Source organism: Sphingomonadaceae bacterium OTU29LAMAA1, from assembly GCA_024072375.1.
GTDB lineage: Bacteria > Pseudomonadota > Alphaproteobacteria > Sphingomonadales > Sphingomonadaceae > Sphingomonas.
On record CP099617.1, the window covers coordinates 1,048,570 to 1,063,504 of the forward strand.

Below are 14,935 nucleotides of genomic sequence, written 5' to 3' on the forward strand. Positions count from 1 at the left end.
ATACGTTACAACTGCGCGATGATCCGTTTCCTGCCACTCGCCACGCTCGTGCTCGCCGCGCCCGCTATCGCGCAATCCGCGCCGCCGCTGACCGAACTTCAGATCGTCGCCGTCACATCGATCGATCAGTCCGAACGGATCGGCCCTGACCAGCGCGCGACGACTCGCCGCCACCGCGGTCCGATCACGGTGATCGTGCGAGCGACGGGCATCGGCCGCGCCCGCGTGTTACGTATCGATGGCGCGCAGGCGATGCCGCAATCCACCAATCGCCCCTTGTGCGGTCCGGCGGTGACGGCAGGCGCCTGCCGGCCGGGCGAGAGCGCCACGGGTATCGAAACCACCTATCACCTCGGCAACCTGCCGCGGGGCACGACGGTGACCGTGCAGGACACGTCGGCGAACCTGCCTGCGCAAACGCTGACAGCGGAGCTCACGATCGACTGATCAGCCCGCCACGATCTCCGTCGCGGGCGGGTGCCCCAGAAATGCGGTGGGGCTTGCCGAGGCGCCATAGGCGCCAGCCAGAAATACGGCGATCAGGTCCCCGGCTTCGGCACGCGGCAATCCGATCCGGTCCCCCAGCCGGTCGAGCGGCGTGCAGAGCGGCCCTACCACCGACACCGTCTCTGCCGCCGCACCACCCACCTCATGCGCCAATGCCAGCGGGTAATTCCGTCGCACCACCGTGCCGAAGTTGCCCGACGCCGCCAGTTGATGGTTCAGGCCGCCGTCGGTCACGAGAAACGTTTCGCCCTGGCTCTCCTTGCGATCGACGATTCGCGTCAGATAGACACCCGCCTCGGCGACCAGCCACCGTCCCAGTTCGATTCCATAGCGTGTGCCCGCCGCCGTCAGGTCACAATCCGCCACCGCCGCTGCCAGTGCGACGCCGACCCGTTCGACATCGAGTGGCACGTCGCCGGAGAAATACGGGACGCCGAACCCTCCGCCCAGATTGACGAACGGCGGCAGAAGGCCGGCCTCGTCGCCAAGCCGTGCGGCAAGCGCCAGCGTCGCCGCCTGCGTCTCGATGATCGCACCCGCATCCAGCGCCTGACTGCCGGCGTAGATATGAAAGCCGCGCCAGTCCGCGCCAGCATCGACAATCCGGCGGACGAGCGCTGCGACGCGCACCGCGTCGACGCCGAACGGCGACGGCCGTCCGCCCATCTTCATGCCTGATCCGCGTAGCTCGACATCGGGATTGACCCGCACCGCCAGCCGCGGCGTCACGCCCAGTTCCTCGCCGAGCCGCAGCGCCCGCTCCGCTTCTCCCTCCGATTCGACGTTCAGCGTGGCCCCCGCGCGGATCGCGCCGATCAATTCCGCATCGCGTTTACCCGGTCCGGCAAAGCTGATCGAACGCGCCGGCATAACCGCCAGCGCCGTCTCCAGTTCGCCCCCAGAGGCGACGTCCAGACCGTCGACCATTGGCGCCACCCGCTCCAGCAATGCCGGCAAAGGATTGGCCTTGATCGCATAATGTAGATCGATACCGGGAAACGCCGCCCGGAAACGCTCGACCCGCGCCGCGATGATACCGACGTCGTAAACGAAGGCCGGGGTGGCGGTCGCCCAGTCCTCCGCACGGGTGCCGGCGATCGTCAGCATGCCCGATTGTTCGGCGAATTCCGCCGGCAACGGTCCCATCGGCTTCATGCCACCACCTCCGTCCGGATCGCCGCGCGATCCAGCTTGCCATTGGCGTTCCGCGGCAAGGCATCGCGCCACTCGTAGCGCGCGGGCTGCATGAAGCTCGGCAACAAACTCCGCAATCGGGTTCGCAAGGCATCTTCACGATCGCGCTCGCCGGTCAGCACCACCACGATCGCCTGCCCCAGCCGCGCATCCGGAACGCCGATCGCCACCGCCTCCCGCGCTTCCTCGCCTGCCAGCACCGCTTCCTCCACCTCGACCGGACTGATCCGGTTGCCCGCGCTCTTGATCATCTCGTCATCCCGCCCGACGAATCGGAACAGGCCGTCCGGTCCCTCGATCACGGTGTCTCCGGACCATACCGCCATGCCACCGCTCTTCGCCCAGACGGGCGCCGGCCGAAACCGCAGCGCGGTACGCTCCGTATCGCGCCAATAGCCCTGCGCCACCAGCGAACCGGCATGCACCAGTTCACCCGGCTCTCCGATCGCTCGCGACCCGTCGGCCTTTACCGCCATCACCTCGGCAAAGGGGATCGCTCGCCCCATCGCATCGGGATGCGCGTCGATCAGCGCCGGATCGAGCCACGTCGACCGGAATGCCTCGGTCAGTCCATACATCGCCACCACCTCCGCCCGGGGAAAGCGGTCGCGAAGTCCGCGCACCAGCCGCTCCGTCAACGCACCCCCGGAATTGGTCAGCCGCCGCAGCCGCATCGCCGTGTCCGCAGGCCACTCCGCCTCCAGCAATTGGACCCAGAGGGGCGGCACGCCCGCGAGCGTCGTCGCGCCGACCCGCTCCACCGCCTTCACCACATCGCGGGCCGTCAGATAGTCGATCGGTGCCACGGCTCCTCCGGCATACCATGTGGAAAGCAGCTGATTCTGCCCGTAATCGAACGACAGCGGCAGCACGCCCAGCACCCGGTCGTCGGCCGAGATGCGCAGATAATGCGCCACCGACACCGCACCCAGCCACAGGTTGGCGTGGCTCAACATCACGCCCTTTGGTCGCCCCGTCGATCCCGAGGTGTACAGGATCGCCGCCAGCGCATGCGGATCGTGCCGCGAGGAGCCGGGCCCCGTACCACTCATGACCACCAGATCGTCGTCGACCACGCGGCATTCGTCCGGCACGTCGCCGTCTTCCAGCGTCGCCGCTCGTGCGCGCTGTGTCACCAGCACCCGCGCGCCGCTGTCGCCAAGAATATGCGCCACCTGCGCTCGTCTCAGCCCCGGATTGACCGGCACATGCACCAGCCCTGCCCGCGCCGCCGCCAGCGGCATGACACAGGCGAGCGCCGTCTTCGGCAACCACGACGCCACCCGGTCGCCGGTATCCAGCCCGCATGCCATCAGCCACCCGGCAACGCTTGCGACCGCCCCCTCCAGTTCGGCGAAGCTCCACGTCCGGCGGCGCTCGATCAGCGCCGGATCGTCGCCCCGTCCCCGCAAGACATGATCGATGGGGCAAGGGTCGGGATCGGGCGACAGCATCCCCTCTCATAGCGCCACCCCGTTGCCGAATGCAGCCCCAGCCTCTAACGGGTCCCGAACCGCAACCGATCAGGGCCGCCGCATTGCTCCCCGAAGGCTATCACACCGTCGAAACGACCGTCCGCGCCGTGTTGGCCGATGTCCTGGGGCTGTCGGCAGAGCGGGTCGCCGCCTTCGAACCGACGACGCCGCTATTCGGCGCATTGCCCGAACTCGATTCGATGGCCGTGGCGGGGGTCCTGACCGAGATCGAGGATCGGCTCGGAATCCTGATCGAGGATGACGAGGTCGACGGCGACATGCTGGAAACGTTCGGCGCGCTGACGGAGTTTGCCGCCGGTAAGGCGCTCGTCTAGCCTGCGGCATGGCGCCGCGCATCGATCACTACGACTGGCCCGGCGGCCGTGAGGCGCTGCTCCGCTTCGGCCCCGACGCTGGCCCGGTGATCGTCGCCGCGCTGCCGCTGTTCGAGGAAGCGAACCGCACCCGCACGTTCACCGTCACACTGCTGCGCGCGCTGGCGGAACGCGGCATCGCCAGCCTGCTGCCCGATGTGCCCGGACAGGGCGAGAGCATGACGCCGCTCGCCGATCTGACAATCCTGCGCATGGCGGAGGCGCTGGAGGCGGTGACCGACCGCTGCCTCGATGACGGCCGCCGCACCTATGCGCTTGGCATCCGCAGCGGCGCCCTGCTTGACTATTGTGCCCTGCACAGCGGCCGCTGGCATTTCGCGCCGCAAGATGGCCAGAGCCTGCTCCGCGACCTCCACCGCATCTGGCGCGCCGCGGGCCATATCGGCGATCGCGACGCCATGATGTACGGTGCCGACACCGCGGAGATTGCCGGGAACTGCCTGTCGGCCGACCTGCTGTCGTCGCTGTCCGCCGCCAGTGTGTTCGACCAGCCGGACATCCCGCACCGCGTCGTCCGCCTCGCCGGCGACCCCGCCGCGGCAGACCGCAAGATCCACGCCGCACCGCTTTGGCGCAGGAGCGAACCCGGCAACGATCCGGTTCTGGCGCAAGTCCTTGCCGATGATATCGCCGCTTGGGTGGCAGCATGCGAAGCCTGATCGCCTTTCCCTGCGAGGGCGAAACCCTGATCGGCACGGTCGATGTCGCGCCCGGCAAGACCGGCCTGCTGATCGTCTCCGGCGGCAACGAAATCCGCTGTGGCGCGCATCGCGGCATGGCGCTGCTGGCGCAGCAAGTCGCGGCGGCGGGCTATCCGGTATTCCGTTACGACCGTCGCGGTATCGGCGACTCGACCGGCGAGAACGCCGGCTTCCTCGGCGCCAGTCCGGATTTGATAGCCGCCGCATGCGCCTTCCGCAGCCATGCCTGGCAGGTCGACACACTCGTCGGCTTCGGGAATTGCGACGCTGCCAGCACGCTAGCCCTCTTCGGTCGCGCTGCCGGGATCGACCGCCTGATCCTCGCCAACCCCTGGACGGTAGACGATGCCGACGACCTGCCTCCCGCCGCCGCGATCCGCGCGACCTACCGCCAGCGCCTGACCAGCCCCGCTGCATGGCGCAAGCTGGTCACCGGCCGGATCAATATCACCAAGGCTGTCAGTGGTTTACGCAAAATCTCTGTGAAACGTCCGCAGGTCCTCGCTGACAAAGTCGTTCACGCCATCGAAGCGTGGGACGATGCGGCGCATGTGATTCTCGCCACCGCAGATGCGACGGCGCAGGCCTATGCCGCCGCCGCCGGTGATATGCCCGCGCAACGGATCGACACGGCATCGCACAGCTTCGCCCGCGAGTCGGACCGGCACGCATTGTCCGATGCCGTCCTCGCCGTACTGTCCCGCTAGATCCTATTCCGCCGCCTCGGCCATCTCCTCGAATTCCGCCGCCGCCAGGAACCGCTCGGCATCCAGTGCCGCCATGCATCCGGTGCCTGCTGCGGTCACCGCCTGCCGGTACACCTTGTCGGCCACGTCGCCGCAGGCGAACACGCCGGCCACGCTGGTGCGTGTCGATCCCGTCTCGACCGCGATATAGCCGTCGTCGTCCAGCGCCAGATGCCCGCGGAACAGCTCGGTCGCCGGATGATGCCCGATCGCGACGAAGCCGCCCTCGACATCCAGCTGCGAATGTTCGCCGGTGACGGTATCCTCCAGCGTCAACGCCACCAGCCCGGCATTGCCGCCGCCATCCACGAATTCGCGCACTTCCTTGTTCCACAGCACCGTGACGTTGGGATGCGCATGCAACCGCTCCTGCAAAATCCGCTCGGCACGCAGGCTGTCGCGGCGGTGGATCAGCGTCACGTCATCGCTGTGGTTGGTCAGGTACAGCGCCTCCTCGACCGCGGTGTTGCCGCCGCCGATCACCGCCACCTTCTTGCCGCGATAGAAAAATCCGTCACAGGTCGCGCAGGCGCTGACGCCCTTGCCCTTCATCGCCTCTTCGCTCTCCAGCCCCAGCCACTTGGCCTGCGCGCCGGTCGCGATCACCAGCACCTCGCCCTCGTACACGTCGCCACCGTCGCCGATCAGGCGGAACGGTCGGCGCGACAGGTCGACCTCGACGATCGTGTCCCACATCAGCCGGGTGCCGACATGCTCCGCCTGCTTCTGCATCTGCTCCATCAACCACGGGCCCTGGATCACGTCGGCGAAGCCCGGATAATTCTCGACGTCGGTCGTCGTGGTCAGCTGTCCGCCCGGCTGGATGCCCTGCACCACGATCGGCGCCATGCCCGCACGCGCGCCATAGATCGCCGCCGACAGCCCCGCCGGACCGGAGCCGAGGATGAGCATGCGCGTGGTATGAGTCGTCATGGAACGGGTGCCTGTCGGGAAGGGAAGATTCGGACCCTGATCTAGGGTATCGCAGGGCAGATTTGAACCGCCCGCATCGCGACCGGCGGTCCACCGGTGCGAACGCCTGTCCTACACGGCGCCGAACCGGTATGATGCAAGCATGCTCCGTATGTCCGCACCGATGGCCGCAGTCCCTCCGGTCGCGTGCGGGGGCCGTTTCCGACGGCGACGTACCGTCAACTTCGGCAACTTCCGCGTCGCCCGACTCGCGCGGCCGACGTGCATCCAAGCCTGTTCCAACGCGTTACACCGGCGAAGCGAAGGGGATATCCGTTGAGCGACGACACCATCAACACCGATCCGTATACTGGCGCCGCGGGTGGCTGGGGTTCGATGAAGTCCCTCGCGGAGATCGGCCTGCGCGAAAAGAACGGGCCCGAAACCGCCCGCGAACTCACCCGCCAGAACAAGCCCGGCGGCTTCATGTGCGTGTCTTGCGCCTGGGGTAAGCCCGCGCACCCCCATGTTGCCGAATTCTGCGAGAACGGGGCCAAGGCGACGGCATGGGAACTCACCAGCTACCGCACCACGCCTGAATTCTTCGCCAGGCACACCATCGCCGAATTGCGCGGCTGGAAGGATTTCGACCTCGAACAGGCCGGCCGCCTCACCCATCCGATGAAATACGATGGCGCTACCGACAAATACGTCGCAGTCAGCTGGGCGGAGGCATTCGCGGACATCGGCGCCCATCTGAAGCGCTACGATCCGAAGAAGGTCGTCTTCTATGCGTCCGGCCGCGCGAGCCTCGAAACCAGCTACATGTGGGCGCTGATGGCGCGCATGTACGGTAGCCAGAACCTGCCCGATTCCTCCAACATGTGCCACGAGACGACCTCCGTCGGGCTGAAATCCGCGATCGGCTCGCCCGTCGGTACGATCCACCTGTCCGACTATGACGTCTGCGACGCGATCTTCTATTTCGGTCAGAATCCCGGCACCAACAGCCCGCGCTTCCTCCATCCCCTGCGCTCCTGCGCCAAACGCGGGGTCGAGATCGTCGTGTTCAATCCGCTGAAGGAACGCGGTCTCGAACGCTTCACCGATCCGCAGAACCCGATCGAGATGGCGACCGGCAAATCGACGCCGATCGCCAGCCAATATCACCAGGTGAAGGCCGGCGGCGACATCGCCGCGATCCTCGGCATCTGCAAATATGTCATCGAGGCGGACGACCAATGCCAACGGATCAACGCCCCGGCGATCCTCGATCACGCCTTCATCGCCGAACACACGACGGGCTTCGATGCGTTCGCCGACATGGCCCGCGCCACCGACTGGTCGACGATCGAGCATGAAAGCGGCCTGTCTCGGCAGGATATCGAGGCCGCCGGCGCAGTCTACGCCCGGTCGAAACGGGTGATCTGCGTCTATGGCATGGGCCTGACCCAGCACGTCCACGGCATCGATAATCTCCACACGCTGGTGAACCTGATGCTGTTGCGCGGCAACGTCGGCAAGCCCGGCGCGGGCTTCGGTCCCGTCCGCGGTCACAGCAACGTGCAGGGCCAGCGCACGGTCGGCATCACCGAAAAGCCGGAACTGGCCCCGCTGGACCGGCTGAAGGAACTCTACGATTTCGAACCGCCGCGCGAGAAGGGCTGGGACACGGTCGATGCGTGCGAGCACATCATCGACGGCAGCGCGCAGGCGTTCCTCGGTCTTGGCGGCAATCTCGCGCGTGCAGTGCCCGATACCGCCGCGATCGAGCCGGCATGGCAGCGGCTCGACCTGACGGTCAGCATCGCAACCAAGCTCAATCGTACGCACCTGTTGCCGGGCAAAACCTGTTACCTGCTCCCCTGCCTCGGCCGGATCGAAACCGACGAACAGGCCGGGGGTGCGCAGGCGGTGACGATGGAGGACAGCTTCAGCCGCATCTACGGCTCGCGCGGCCGGGCGACCCCGGCGGCGGAAACGCTGCTGTCCGAACCGGCGATCGTCGCCGGCATCGCAACGGCGACGCTCGCCCCCAATCCGAAGGTCGACTGGAACGCGTGGGTCGGGAATTACGATCTGGTCCGCGACGCGATCGAGGCGACCTATCCCGACAAGTTCGACCGCTTCAACGATCGGATGTGGACACCGGGCGGCTTCTGGAAGGGCGTGCCCGCCGCGCATCGCCAATGGCTGACCGAAAGCGGGCGCGCCGAATTCAACATACCCACCGCATTGAACGCCACGGGCTTCGCCGAAGCTCCCGGCCGGTTCCGTTTGATGACCCTGCGCTCGAACGACCAGTTCAACACCACGGTGTACGGCTATCACGATCGCTTCCGCGGCATAAAGGGCACGCGCGACGTCGTCCTGATGAACCGTGCCGACATGGCGGAAATGGGACTGGCGCCGCACGATCTCGTCGACATGGTCGGCGACGCCGATGAAACGACGGAGCGCCGCGTGCCAAAGCTGATGGTCGTCCCCTACGACATTCCACGCGGTTGCGTCGGTGGCTATTATCCGGAATGCAACATCCTCATATCTGTTAAGCACAAGGCCGAGCAAAGCCATGTTCCGGCAGCGAAATCGGTGCCGGTCCGGCTGGAGAGGGCAGCCTGATCCGCGGCCTCGTCCTCGGCGCGATCCTGGCCGGCGGACGATCGAGCCGGTTCGGCAGTGACAAGGCATGTGCGCTGCTGGACGGCCGCCCTCTGCTCGATCACGTCCGCGAAGGGCTCGCCCCCCACGTCGATGCCGTCGTCGTGATCGGCCGGGCGGGCGGTATTCCCGATCTGCCGTCTCCCGATCTGGGGCCGCTTGGCGGCATCGCCGGCGCGCTCGATCACGCCGCCACGCACGGCTTCGGCACGGTGTTGACCGTGGGTTGCGACATGCCCCGGCTCCCCGCCGATCTGCTCGAATCGCTGCTACGTCGAGCGCCCAGCTATTGTACCGACGCTCCCATTCTCGGTCATTGGCCGTCCACACTGGGCGCGCAGGCGCTGAGCTACATCGCGACATCGGCACGGCGATCGGTCCGTGGTTGGGCGAACGGCATCGGCGCGTTACCGATCGCTGCGTCGGGGCCACTGGCGAACGTCAACACGCCCACGGACATGATGACACTGTGACGTCGTTTCGGAACGAGCCCATCGGTATCCTGCGTCCCGATGGTGTCTGCGCCCCGGGAACGCGCGACATCGCGATCGAGGCCCCCGTCGCGATCGAGGTCGATGGGCTGGGCTATGCGGTGATGATGATGACGCCCACGGACCTGACCGCGTTCGCCATCGGCTTTATGCTGACCGAGCGGCTGGCGGACGTACCGGCCGATGTGATCGATATCGATCCCTTCGAATCACCGGCCGGCTGGATCGTCCGGATCGCACTGGCCGACAATTGCCGTGCCCGCATCCACGACCGCGTACGCCACCGCACCAGCGACACCGCCTGCGGGCTTTGCGGCATCGCCAGTCTGGAACAACTCATTCGGCCCGTCACCGGACGCCCGCCTCGCCCTACGGTCGACGCTGGCGCGGTCTTCTCCGCACTGGGCTCGCTCCGCGCGCATCAGCACCTCAACGCCGCCACCGGCGCCGCCCACGCCGCCGCCGCCTGTTCCGCAGCGGGCGGCATCGTCGCGCTGTTCGAGGACGTCGGCCGGCACAATGCGCTGGACAAGCTGATCGGCGATCAGGCGCGCAATGTGGGTGCACCCGCGGCTTTCACGCTGGTGACGTCCCGGATCAGCTTCGAAATGGTCGACAAGGCACTGGTGTCGGGCACACCGTTGCTCGTCGGCATATCCGCTCCCACCAGTCTTGCGGTCGATCACGCACGGGCGCACGGCCTTACCCTGCTGGCCCTCGCCCGGACCGATTCGCTTCTGGTTATGAACGATCCATGGAAGGTGTTTGACGTAAGTCGACGCGCTTAATGGCCCCAGTCCCAGACGTGCTCCGACCAGTTCCGCACGGCCGCTGCGGTATCGCTGAACCAACTCACGACGATATGTCGGTATGCGCCCTCCAGAAAGACGCTGTCGGCTACGACGAGCACCATCAGCACGGCAGACCACAACACGCCGCGATGCATCGGTTCGGGTTTGCGAACCAGCTTCACCTCGGTCGCACGACGTTCCGCCAGCCGCCGCTCCGGTCCCGCATAGGCGGCGGAGGGTGCGATGCGACGCTCGACCCTGCGGCGCTCGTTGGGGAAGTTATACGACATCGCGATGCCTCGACCGGGAGCAGACCCGATCGTCGCACAGGGAAGGTTTACAAATCGTTCGTATCGCAGGTGGCGGTCACGACGGCGGCACTACCGAAATGGTAGCGGAGGAGGGACTTGAACCCCCGACCCCAGGATTATGATTCCCGTGCTCTAACCAGCTGAGCTACTCCGCCCCGCCGTGTGAGGGCGCGCCTATAAGTGGGGGATGCGGCGTCCGTCAAGCGAACATGTGCCGGGAAAGCGCCTCCCATGGTCCGCCGCGATACCACCAGGTCGCAAGACCGGCGATTTCGGCATCCCATGGTTTGAAATCGCGGGTTAGCGCAGCCATCAGCAGCTTTGCGATGTTCGGCTGCACCTTGTTCTGGATGGTGACGTGCGGACGCCATCCGCCGGCGTCCTGCGGGGTCAGCATGCCCGTGAACGCCTCGGCGAGATCGCGACGGATCGCGATCAGCTCGGGCGACTCAATTCGATAGGCGACGCCGCGGCCGAGCGACATCAGCCCGCCGACGCGTGCTCTGGGCGCCCGCACGCCGCGGGTCAGCTCGGACAGGCGATGCTTCAGCTCGCCCTCCGCAGAGGGCGGCAGGTGGTGGAATAACGTCAGATGCGCCGACAGCACATTGCGTTCCGGCGGGAAGTGCGCCGCGCGCTGCGCGTCGAACCAGCCCTGATCGCGACGGCCGAACAGGGCGGTCACGATGATGGGCGCCGGGCCGTTCTCGGTCGTCAAATCTCGACCTGGCTACCAAGCTCGACGACGCGATTGGTCGGCAGGCGGAAAAATTCCATGGCACTTTCCGCGTTGCGCAGCATCCAGGCGAACAGCTTTTCGCGCCACAACATCATGCCGGGCCGCTCCGACGGCAGCAGCGTCTGCCGCGACAGGAAGAAGCTGGTGTCCATCATCTTGAAGTCGGCGCCGCATTCGTGAACGCGCTTCAGCGCCGCCGGCACGTCGACCTCCTCCATGAAGCCGTATCGCAGGATGAGGCGGTAGAAGCCCTCGCCCATGGCGTCATTGGTCGCCCGCTCCGCTTCGGGCCAATACGGCTGCGCGACGATCTTTACGGTCAACAGGATGACGCGCTCGTGCAGCACCTTGTTATGCTTCAGATTGTGGAGCAGCGCGTGCGGTACGCCATCTGCGGTCGATGTCATGAACACCGCCGTCCCCGGCACGCGACTGGCTGAATTCGCGGCGGAAGTGATGAACACCTTGATCGGCATCGCCGCCTCCCGCAGCCGGTCCATCATCAGTTGCCGCCCCTTCGACCAGGTGGTCAGGAAGGTGAAGACGATGAGGCCGATCATCAGCGGGAACCAGCCGCCATCCGGCACCTTGGTAAGGTTCGCCGACAGATAGGCACCGTCGACGAGGAAGAAGAGCGAAAGAAGCGGCGCGGCGGCATAGAGCGGCCAGTTCCAGAGCCGGGTGAGCGCGACGCCGAGCAGGCAGGTGTCGATGAACATCGCGCCGGTCACGGCGATCCCGTACGCCGAGGTGAGGTTCGACGAGGTCCGGAAGAACAACACCAGCAGGATCACCATCACCATCAACATCCAGTTGACCAACGGGATGTAGATCTGGCCGGCAGTCGCCGCACTCGTGTGCTCGATGCGCAGGCGCGGCATGAAGCCGAGCTGGATCGCCTGCTGTGTCACCGAGAAGGCGCCGGATATCACCGCCTGGCTGGCGATGATCGCCGCCATGGTGGCAAGGATCACCAGCGGCAACTGCAGGCTATCCGGCGCGAGCATGTAGAACGGGCTTTTCAACGCCTCCTGCCCCTCGCGGAACAGCAAGGCACCCTGCCCCATATAGTTGCACATCAACGCGGGGAGGACGAACACCAGCCACGACAGCCCGATCGGTTTACGACCGAAATGCCCCATGTCGGCATACAGCGCCTCTGCGCCGGTGACGGCCAGCACAACCGATCCGAGTGCCAGGAATGCCCGCAGCGGATCGATCAGGAAGAACTCCGCGGCATAATGTGGCGAAAAGGCCTTGAGCACCTCCGGCGTCTGGACGACGCTGATCAGGCCGAGCACCGCGATCACCGCGAAATAGACCAGCATGATCGGCCCGAAGACAAGGCCGATCCGCGCGGTGCCGCTCTTCTGCACCCAGAACAGGGCGATCAGGATCGCGATGACGATCGGCAGCACGAGTCCCGAAAACGCCGGCGCCGCGATCGCCAGCCCCTCGACCGCACCGAGCACGGTCACGGCCGGAGTGATCATCGAATCTCCGTAGAACAACGATGTCGCAAACACGCCGAGCAGGATGATACCGGCGGACCAGCGCTTGCTCTTGGTTCGACCGGAGACCAGCGCCAGCAGCGCGAGGCTACCGCCCTCTCCCTTGTTGTCCGCACGCATGATGATCGCGACATATTTGATCGTCACCACGATCATCATCGACCAGAACATCAGGCTGAGCACACCCATGATGTGCAGCGGGTCGAGCGTCAGCTGATGATGCCCGGCGAAGGTTTCGCGAAAGGCGTAGAGCGGGCTGGTGCCGATGTCGCCGAAGACGATGCCGATCGCGCCGACCGCAAGCTTGAGCATCCCGTCCGCGTGATGACCGTGATCACCCTCGTCGCTGCGCGCGTTAGGGACGGCGGCGGATACAGGCGTGCTCACGAGCGGTAAGACCGATCCGACACGATGCGAAGACCGGTAGTGTTCCCAACCTGTTCCATAACGATGCGCCTTAGCATGGGCTGAATGGACGGAGCAACGGCAGGCCGGCGCAAGCCGTGCCGCTCAGGGACGGCGAAAGACCTCGCGGATCACGAAGTGCGACGCGAGACGCGTGACACCCGGCAGACGCGACAGCGTTTCACGGTGGATGCGCTCGAAGGTGTCGTCGCGGCGCACCTCGACGTGCAGCATATAGTCCGCCTCGCCGCTCATAAGGAAGCAGTCGCGGATTTCAGGGATTTCCGCGATCTCTCGCTCGAACGTCGCCATCGTCTCCTCTCGCTGGTCGCGCAGCGTCACATTGACCAGCACGACGCTGGGATTGCCCCGTGCCGCCTTGCTGAGCACCGCGCGATATCCGGCGATAAAGCCGCGCTCCCGCAGCGATCCGACACGGCGGTGCGCCGCACTCGGCGACAGTCCGACCGCGTCGCCCAGTTCCGCGCTGGTTAGATCGGAATTGGCGATCAGCTGGGACAGGATACGGCGATCGATGGCGTCGAGCATGTAGATTGCGTTACATCGGTTTACGACGCGATGATATCCTGCGGAAGCGACGCTGACCGGACGAGATTGCGACCTTCTCCCGCACGACCTTCTGTATGGCGGTCGGCAGAAGAGGAGATAATCATGCGCATCGGCGTTCCCAAGGAAATCAAGAACCACGAATATCGCGTCGGCCTGACCCCGCCGTCCGTCGCCGAACTGGTCGCCGCCGGCCACGAGGTCGTCGTCGAGACCAAGGCCGGCACCGGCATCGACTTCGAGGATCAGGATTATATCGACGCCGGCGCGACGATCCTGGCCGATCCCGCCGCGGTGTTCGCCGCCGCCGACATGATCGTAAAGGTCAAGGAGCCGCAGGCCAGCGAAATCGCATTGCTGGAACCGCGGCACCTGCTGTTCACCTATCTGCATCTCGCCGCCGACAAGCCGCAGGCGGAGGGACTGATGAAATCCGGCGCCACCTGCATCGCTTATGAGACGGTCACGGCGGCCCGCGGTGGCCTGCCGCTGCTGAAGCCGATGAGCGAAGTCGCCGGCCGCATGTCGGTGCAGGTCGGTGCGCATTACCTCGAAAAGGAACAGGGTGGGCGCGGCGTCCTGCTCGGCGGCGTGCCGGGCGTCGCACCGGCGAAGGTCGCGATCCTCGGCGGCGGCGTATCGGGCGTCAACGCGGCGCAGATGGCGGTCGGCATGCGTGCCGACGTGACGATCTACGATATCTCGAACGATCGCCTCGCCGAACTGGATATGTTCTTTTCCAGCCAGATCAAGACGGCTTATGCCAGCAAGGCGGCGATCGCCGCGGCCGTAAAGAACGCGCACCTCGTCATCGGCGCGGTGCTGGTTCCCGGCGCCGCGGCACCGAAGCTGGTGACACGCGAGATGGTGAAGACGATGAAGCGCGGCGCGGTGCTGGTCGATATCGCAATCGATCAGGGCGGCTGTTTCGAGACTAGCCACGCGACGACGCATGAGGATCCGGTGTTCGAAGTCGATGGCGTCATCCATTATTGCGTGGCGAACATGCCCGGCGCGGTCGCCCGCACATCGGCGTTCGCGCTCAACAATGCGACGCTGCCGTTCGCGCTCAAGCTGGCCAATCTGGGTGCCGAGGCGGCGATGAAGGCGGACGCGCATCTCGCCAACGGACTGAACGTGTCGCAGGGCAAAATCCGGCATCAGGCGGTGGCCGAGGCGCTCGACCTGCCGTTCGAGGCATGGAACGGCTAAAACGGAACGAAGGTGGAACAGGATGGTTGGAGCCTCGAACTGAGAGAGGCTTCAACCATGTCCGAAATCGAAAACCCGAAAACCCATCCGACTTCCAATGCGGAGAAGGACCCGGATGACTGGACCACCGGCGACGAGGCCATGACGGGTGCGCAGGCCAGCTACCTCAAGACCCTGAGCGAGGAGGCTGGCGAGGCCTTCGACGACACGCTGAGCAAGGCCGATGCATCGAAGCGGATCGACGCGCTGCAGGAACAGACCGGTCGCGGCAAGTAGAACGAGCGGTGGCCTTCCCTCGTCAGGCCGGGGGAAGCGCC

16 protein-coding genes and 1 tRNA gene are annotated in these 14,935 nt (G+C 65.9%); 9 read left to right on the forward strand and 8 right to left on the reverse strand.

From position 1 onward, the window contains the following. Nucleotides 1–18: 18 nt before the first annotated feature. On the forward strand, nt 19–447 hold the full coding sequence (locus NF699_05335) for a YolA family protein (protein ID USU06099.1): 429 nt from the start codon (nt 19–21) through the stop codon (nt 445–447). On the opposite strand, the gene NF699_05340 is transcribed toward NF699_05335, so the two are convergent. After that, nucleotides 448–1,662 carry a pyridoxal-dependent decarboxylase, exosortase A system-associated gene (locus NF699_05340; protein USU06100.1) on the reverse strand — a complete coding sequence of 405 codons (1,215 nt, stop codon included), beginning with the start codon at nt 1,660–1,662 and terminating at the stop codon, nt 448–450. It abuts the gene before it with no gap. Continuing rightward, nucleotides 1,659–3,155: an AMP-binding protein gene (locus NF699_05345; protein ID USU06101.1), complete on the reverse strand. Its 1,497-nt coding sequence runs from the start codon at nt 3,153–3,155 to the stop codon at nt 1,659–1,661. Before NF699_05345 ends, NF699_05340 begins: the two co-directional genes overlap by 4 nt. 83 nt (nt 3,156–3,238) lie before the next feature. Here NF699_05345 and NF699_05350 point away from each other — a divergent pair, with 83 nt between their 5' ends. From NF699_05350 to NF699_05360, 3 genes are read left to right on the forward strand one after another with little or no spacing between them, the layout of a single operon-like run. Further along, nucleotides 3,239–3,511 carry an acyl carrier protein gene (locus NF699_05350; protein USU07011.1) on the forward strand — a complete coding sequence of 91 codons (273 nt, stop codon included), beginning with the start codon at nt 3,239–3,241 and terminating at the stop codon, nt 3,509–3,511. Between the two features lie 8 nt (nt 3,512–3,519). After that, nucleotides 3,520–4,230, forward strand: a complete 711-nt coding sequence (locus NF699_05355) for a hypothetical protein (protein USU06102.1) — start codon at nt 3,520–3,522, stop codon at nt 4,228–4,230. Beyond that, a complete protein-coding gene (locus NF699_05360) occupies nt 4,218–4,979 on the forward strand; it encodes a hydrolase 1, exosortase A system-associated (GenBank protein USU06103.1) in 762 nt (253 codons plus the stop codon). The genes NF699_05355 and NF699_05360 overlap by 13 nt, the downstream gene beginning before the upstream one ends. Before the next feature lie 3 nt (nt 4,980–4,982). Here the strand turns inward: NF699_05360 and trxB are convergent, their stop codons facing one another. Beyond that, nucleotides 4,983–5,951, reverse strand: coding sequence for a thioredoxin-disulfide reductase (trxB, locus tag NF699_05365; protein ID USU06104.1), 969 nt, complete (start codon nt 5,949–5,951; stop codon nt 4,983–4,985). A gap of 375 nt (nt 5,952–6,326) precedes the next feature. Between trxB and NF699_05370 the strand changes: the two genes are divergently transcribed. The 3 genes from NF699_05370 (at nt 6,327) to fdhD (ending at nt 9,870) form a co-directional block, all read left to right on the forward strand. Further along, complete coding sequence (locus tag NF699_05370) at nt 6,327–8,552, forward strand: FdhF/YdeP family oxidoreductase (protein ID USU07012.1); 2,226 nt, start codon at nt 6,327–6,329, stop codon at nt 8,550–8,552. A 77-nt stretch (nt 8,553–8,629) separates the two neighbouring features. Further along, complete coding sequence (locus tag NF699_05375) at nt 8,630–9,064, forward strand: NTP transferase domain-containing protein (protein USU07013.1); 435 nt, start codon at nt 8,630–8,632, stop codon at nt 9,062–9,064. Beyond that, complete coding sequence (gene fdhD / locus NF699_05380) at nt 9,061–9,870, forward strand: formate dehydrogenase accessory sulfurtransferase FdhD (protein USU06105.1); 810 nt, start codon at nt 9,061–9,063, stop codon at nt 9,868–9,870. The genes NF699_05375 and fdhD overlap by 4 nt, the downstream gene beginning before the upstream one ends. On the opposite strand, the gene NF699_05385 is transcribed toward fdhD, so the two are convergent. From NF699_05385 to NF699_05405, 5 genes are all read right to left on the reverse strand, one after another. Next, complete coding sequence (locus NF699_05385) at nt 9,867–10,163, reverse strand: hypothetical protein (GenBank protein ID USU06106.1); 297 nt, start codon at nt 10,161–10,163, stop codon at nt 9,867–9,869. The two genes, fdhD and NF699_05385, sit on opposite strands and share 4 nt — an antisense overlap. A gap of 99 nt (nt 10,164–10,262) precedes the next feature. Then, nucleotides 10,263–10,339, reverse strand: a tRNA-Met gene (locus tag NF699_05390). Nucleotides 10,340–10,383: 44 nt separating this feature from the next. Beyond that, a complete protein-coding gene (locus NF699_05395) occupies nt 10,384–10,902 on the reverse strand; it encodes a 2'-5' RNA ligase family protein (GenBank protein ID USU06107.1) in 519 nt (172 codons plus the stop codon). Then, nucleotides 10,899–12,746: a potassium transporter Kup gene (locus NF699_05400; GenBank protein USU06108.1), complete on the reverse strand. Its 1,848-nt coding sequence runs from the start codon at nt 12,744–12,746 to the stop codon at nt 10,899–10,901. The genes NF699_05395 and NF699_05400 overlap by 4 nt, the downstream gene beginning before the upstream one ends. A 198-nt stretch (nt 12,747–12,944) precedes the next feature. Continuing rightward, nucleotides 12,945–13,388, reverse strand: a complete 444-nt coding sequence (locus NF699_05405; protein USU06109.1) for an Lrp/AsnC family transcriptional regulator — start codon at nt 13,386–13,388, stop codon at nt 12,945–12,947. 123 nt (nt 13,389–13,511) lie between these two features. Here NF699_05405 and ald point away from each other — a divergent pair, with 123 nt between their 5' ends. Next, entirely contained in the window at nt 13,512–14,618 is a 1,107-nt protein-coding gene (gene ald, locus NF699_05410) for an alanine dehydrogenase (GenBank protein ID USU06110.1), read from the forward strand. A gap of 57 nt (nt 14,619–14,675) precedes the next feature. Further along, nucleotides 14,676–14,894, forward strand: coding sequence for a DUF3072 domain-containing protein (locus NF699_05415; GenBank protein ID USU06111.1), 219 nt, complete (start codon nt 14,676–14,678; stop codon nt 14,892–14,894). The last annotated feature ends 41 nt before the right edge of the window (nt 14,895–14,935 follow it).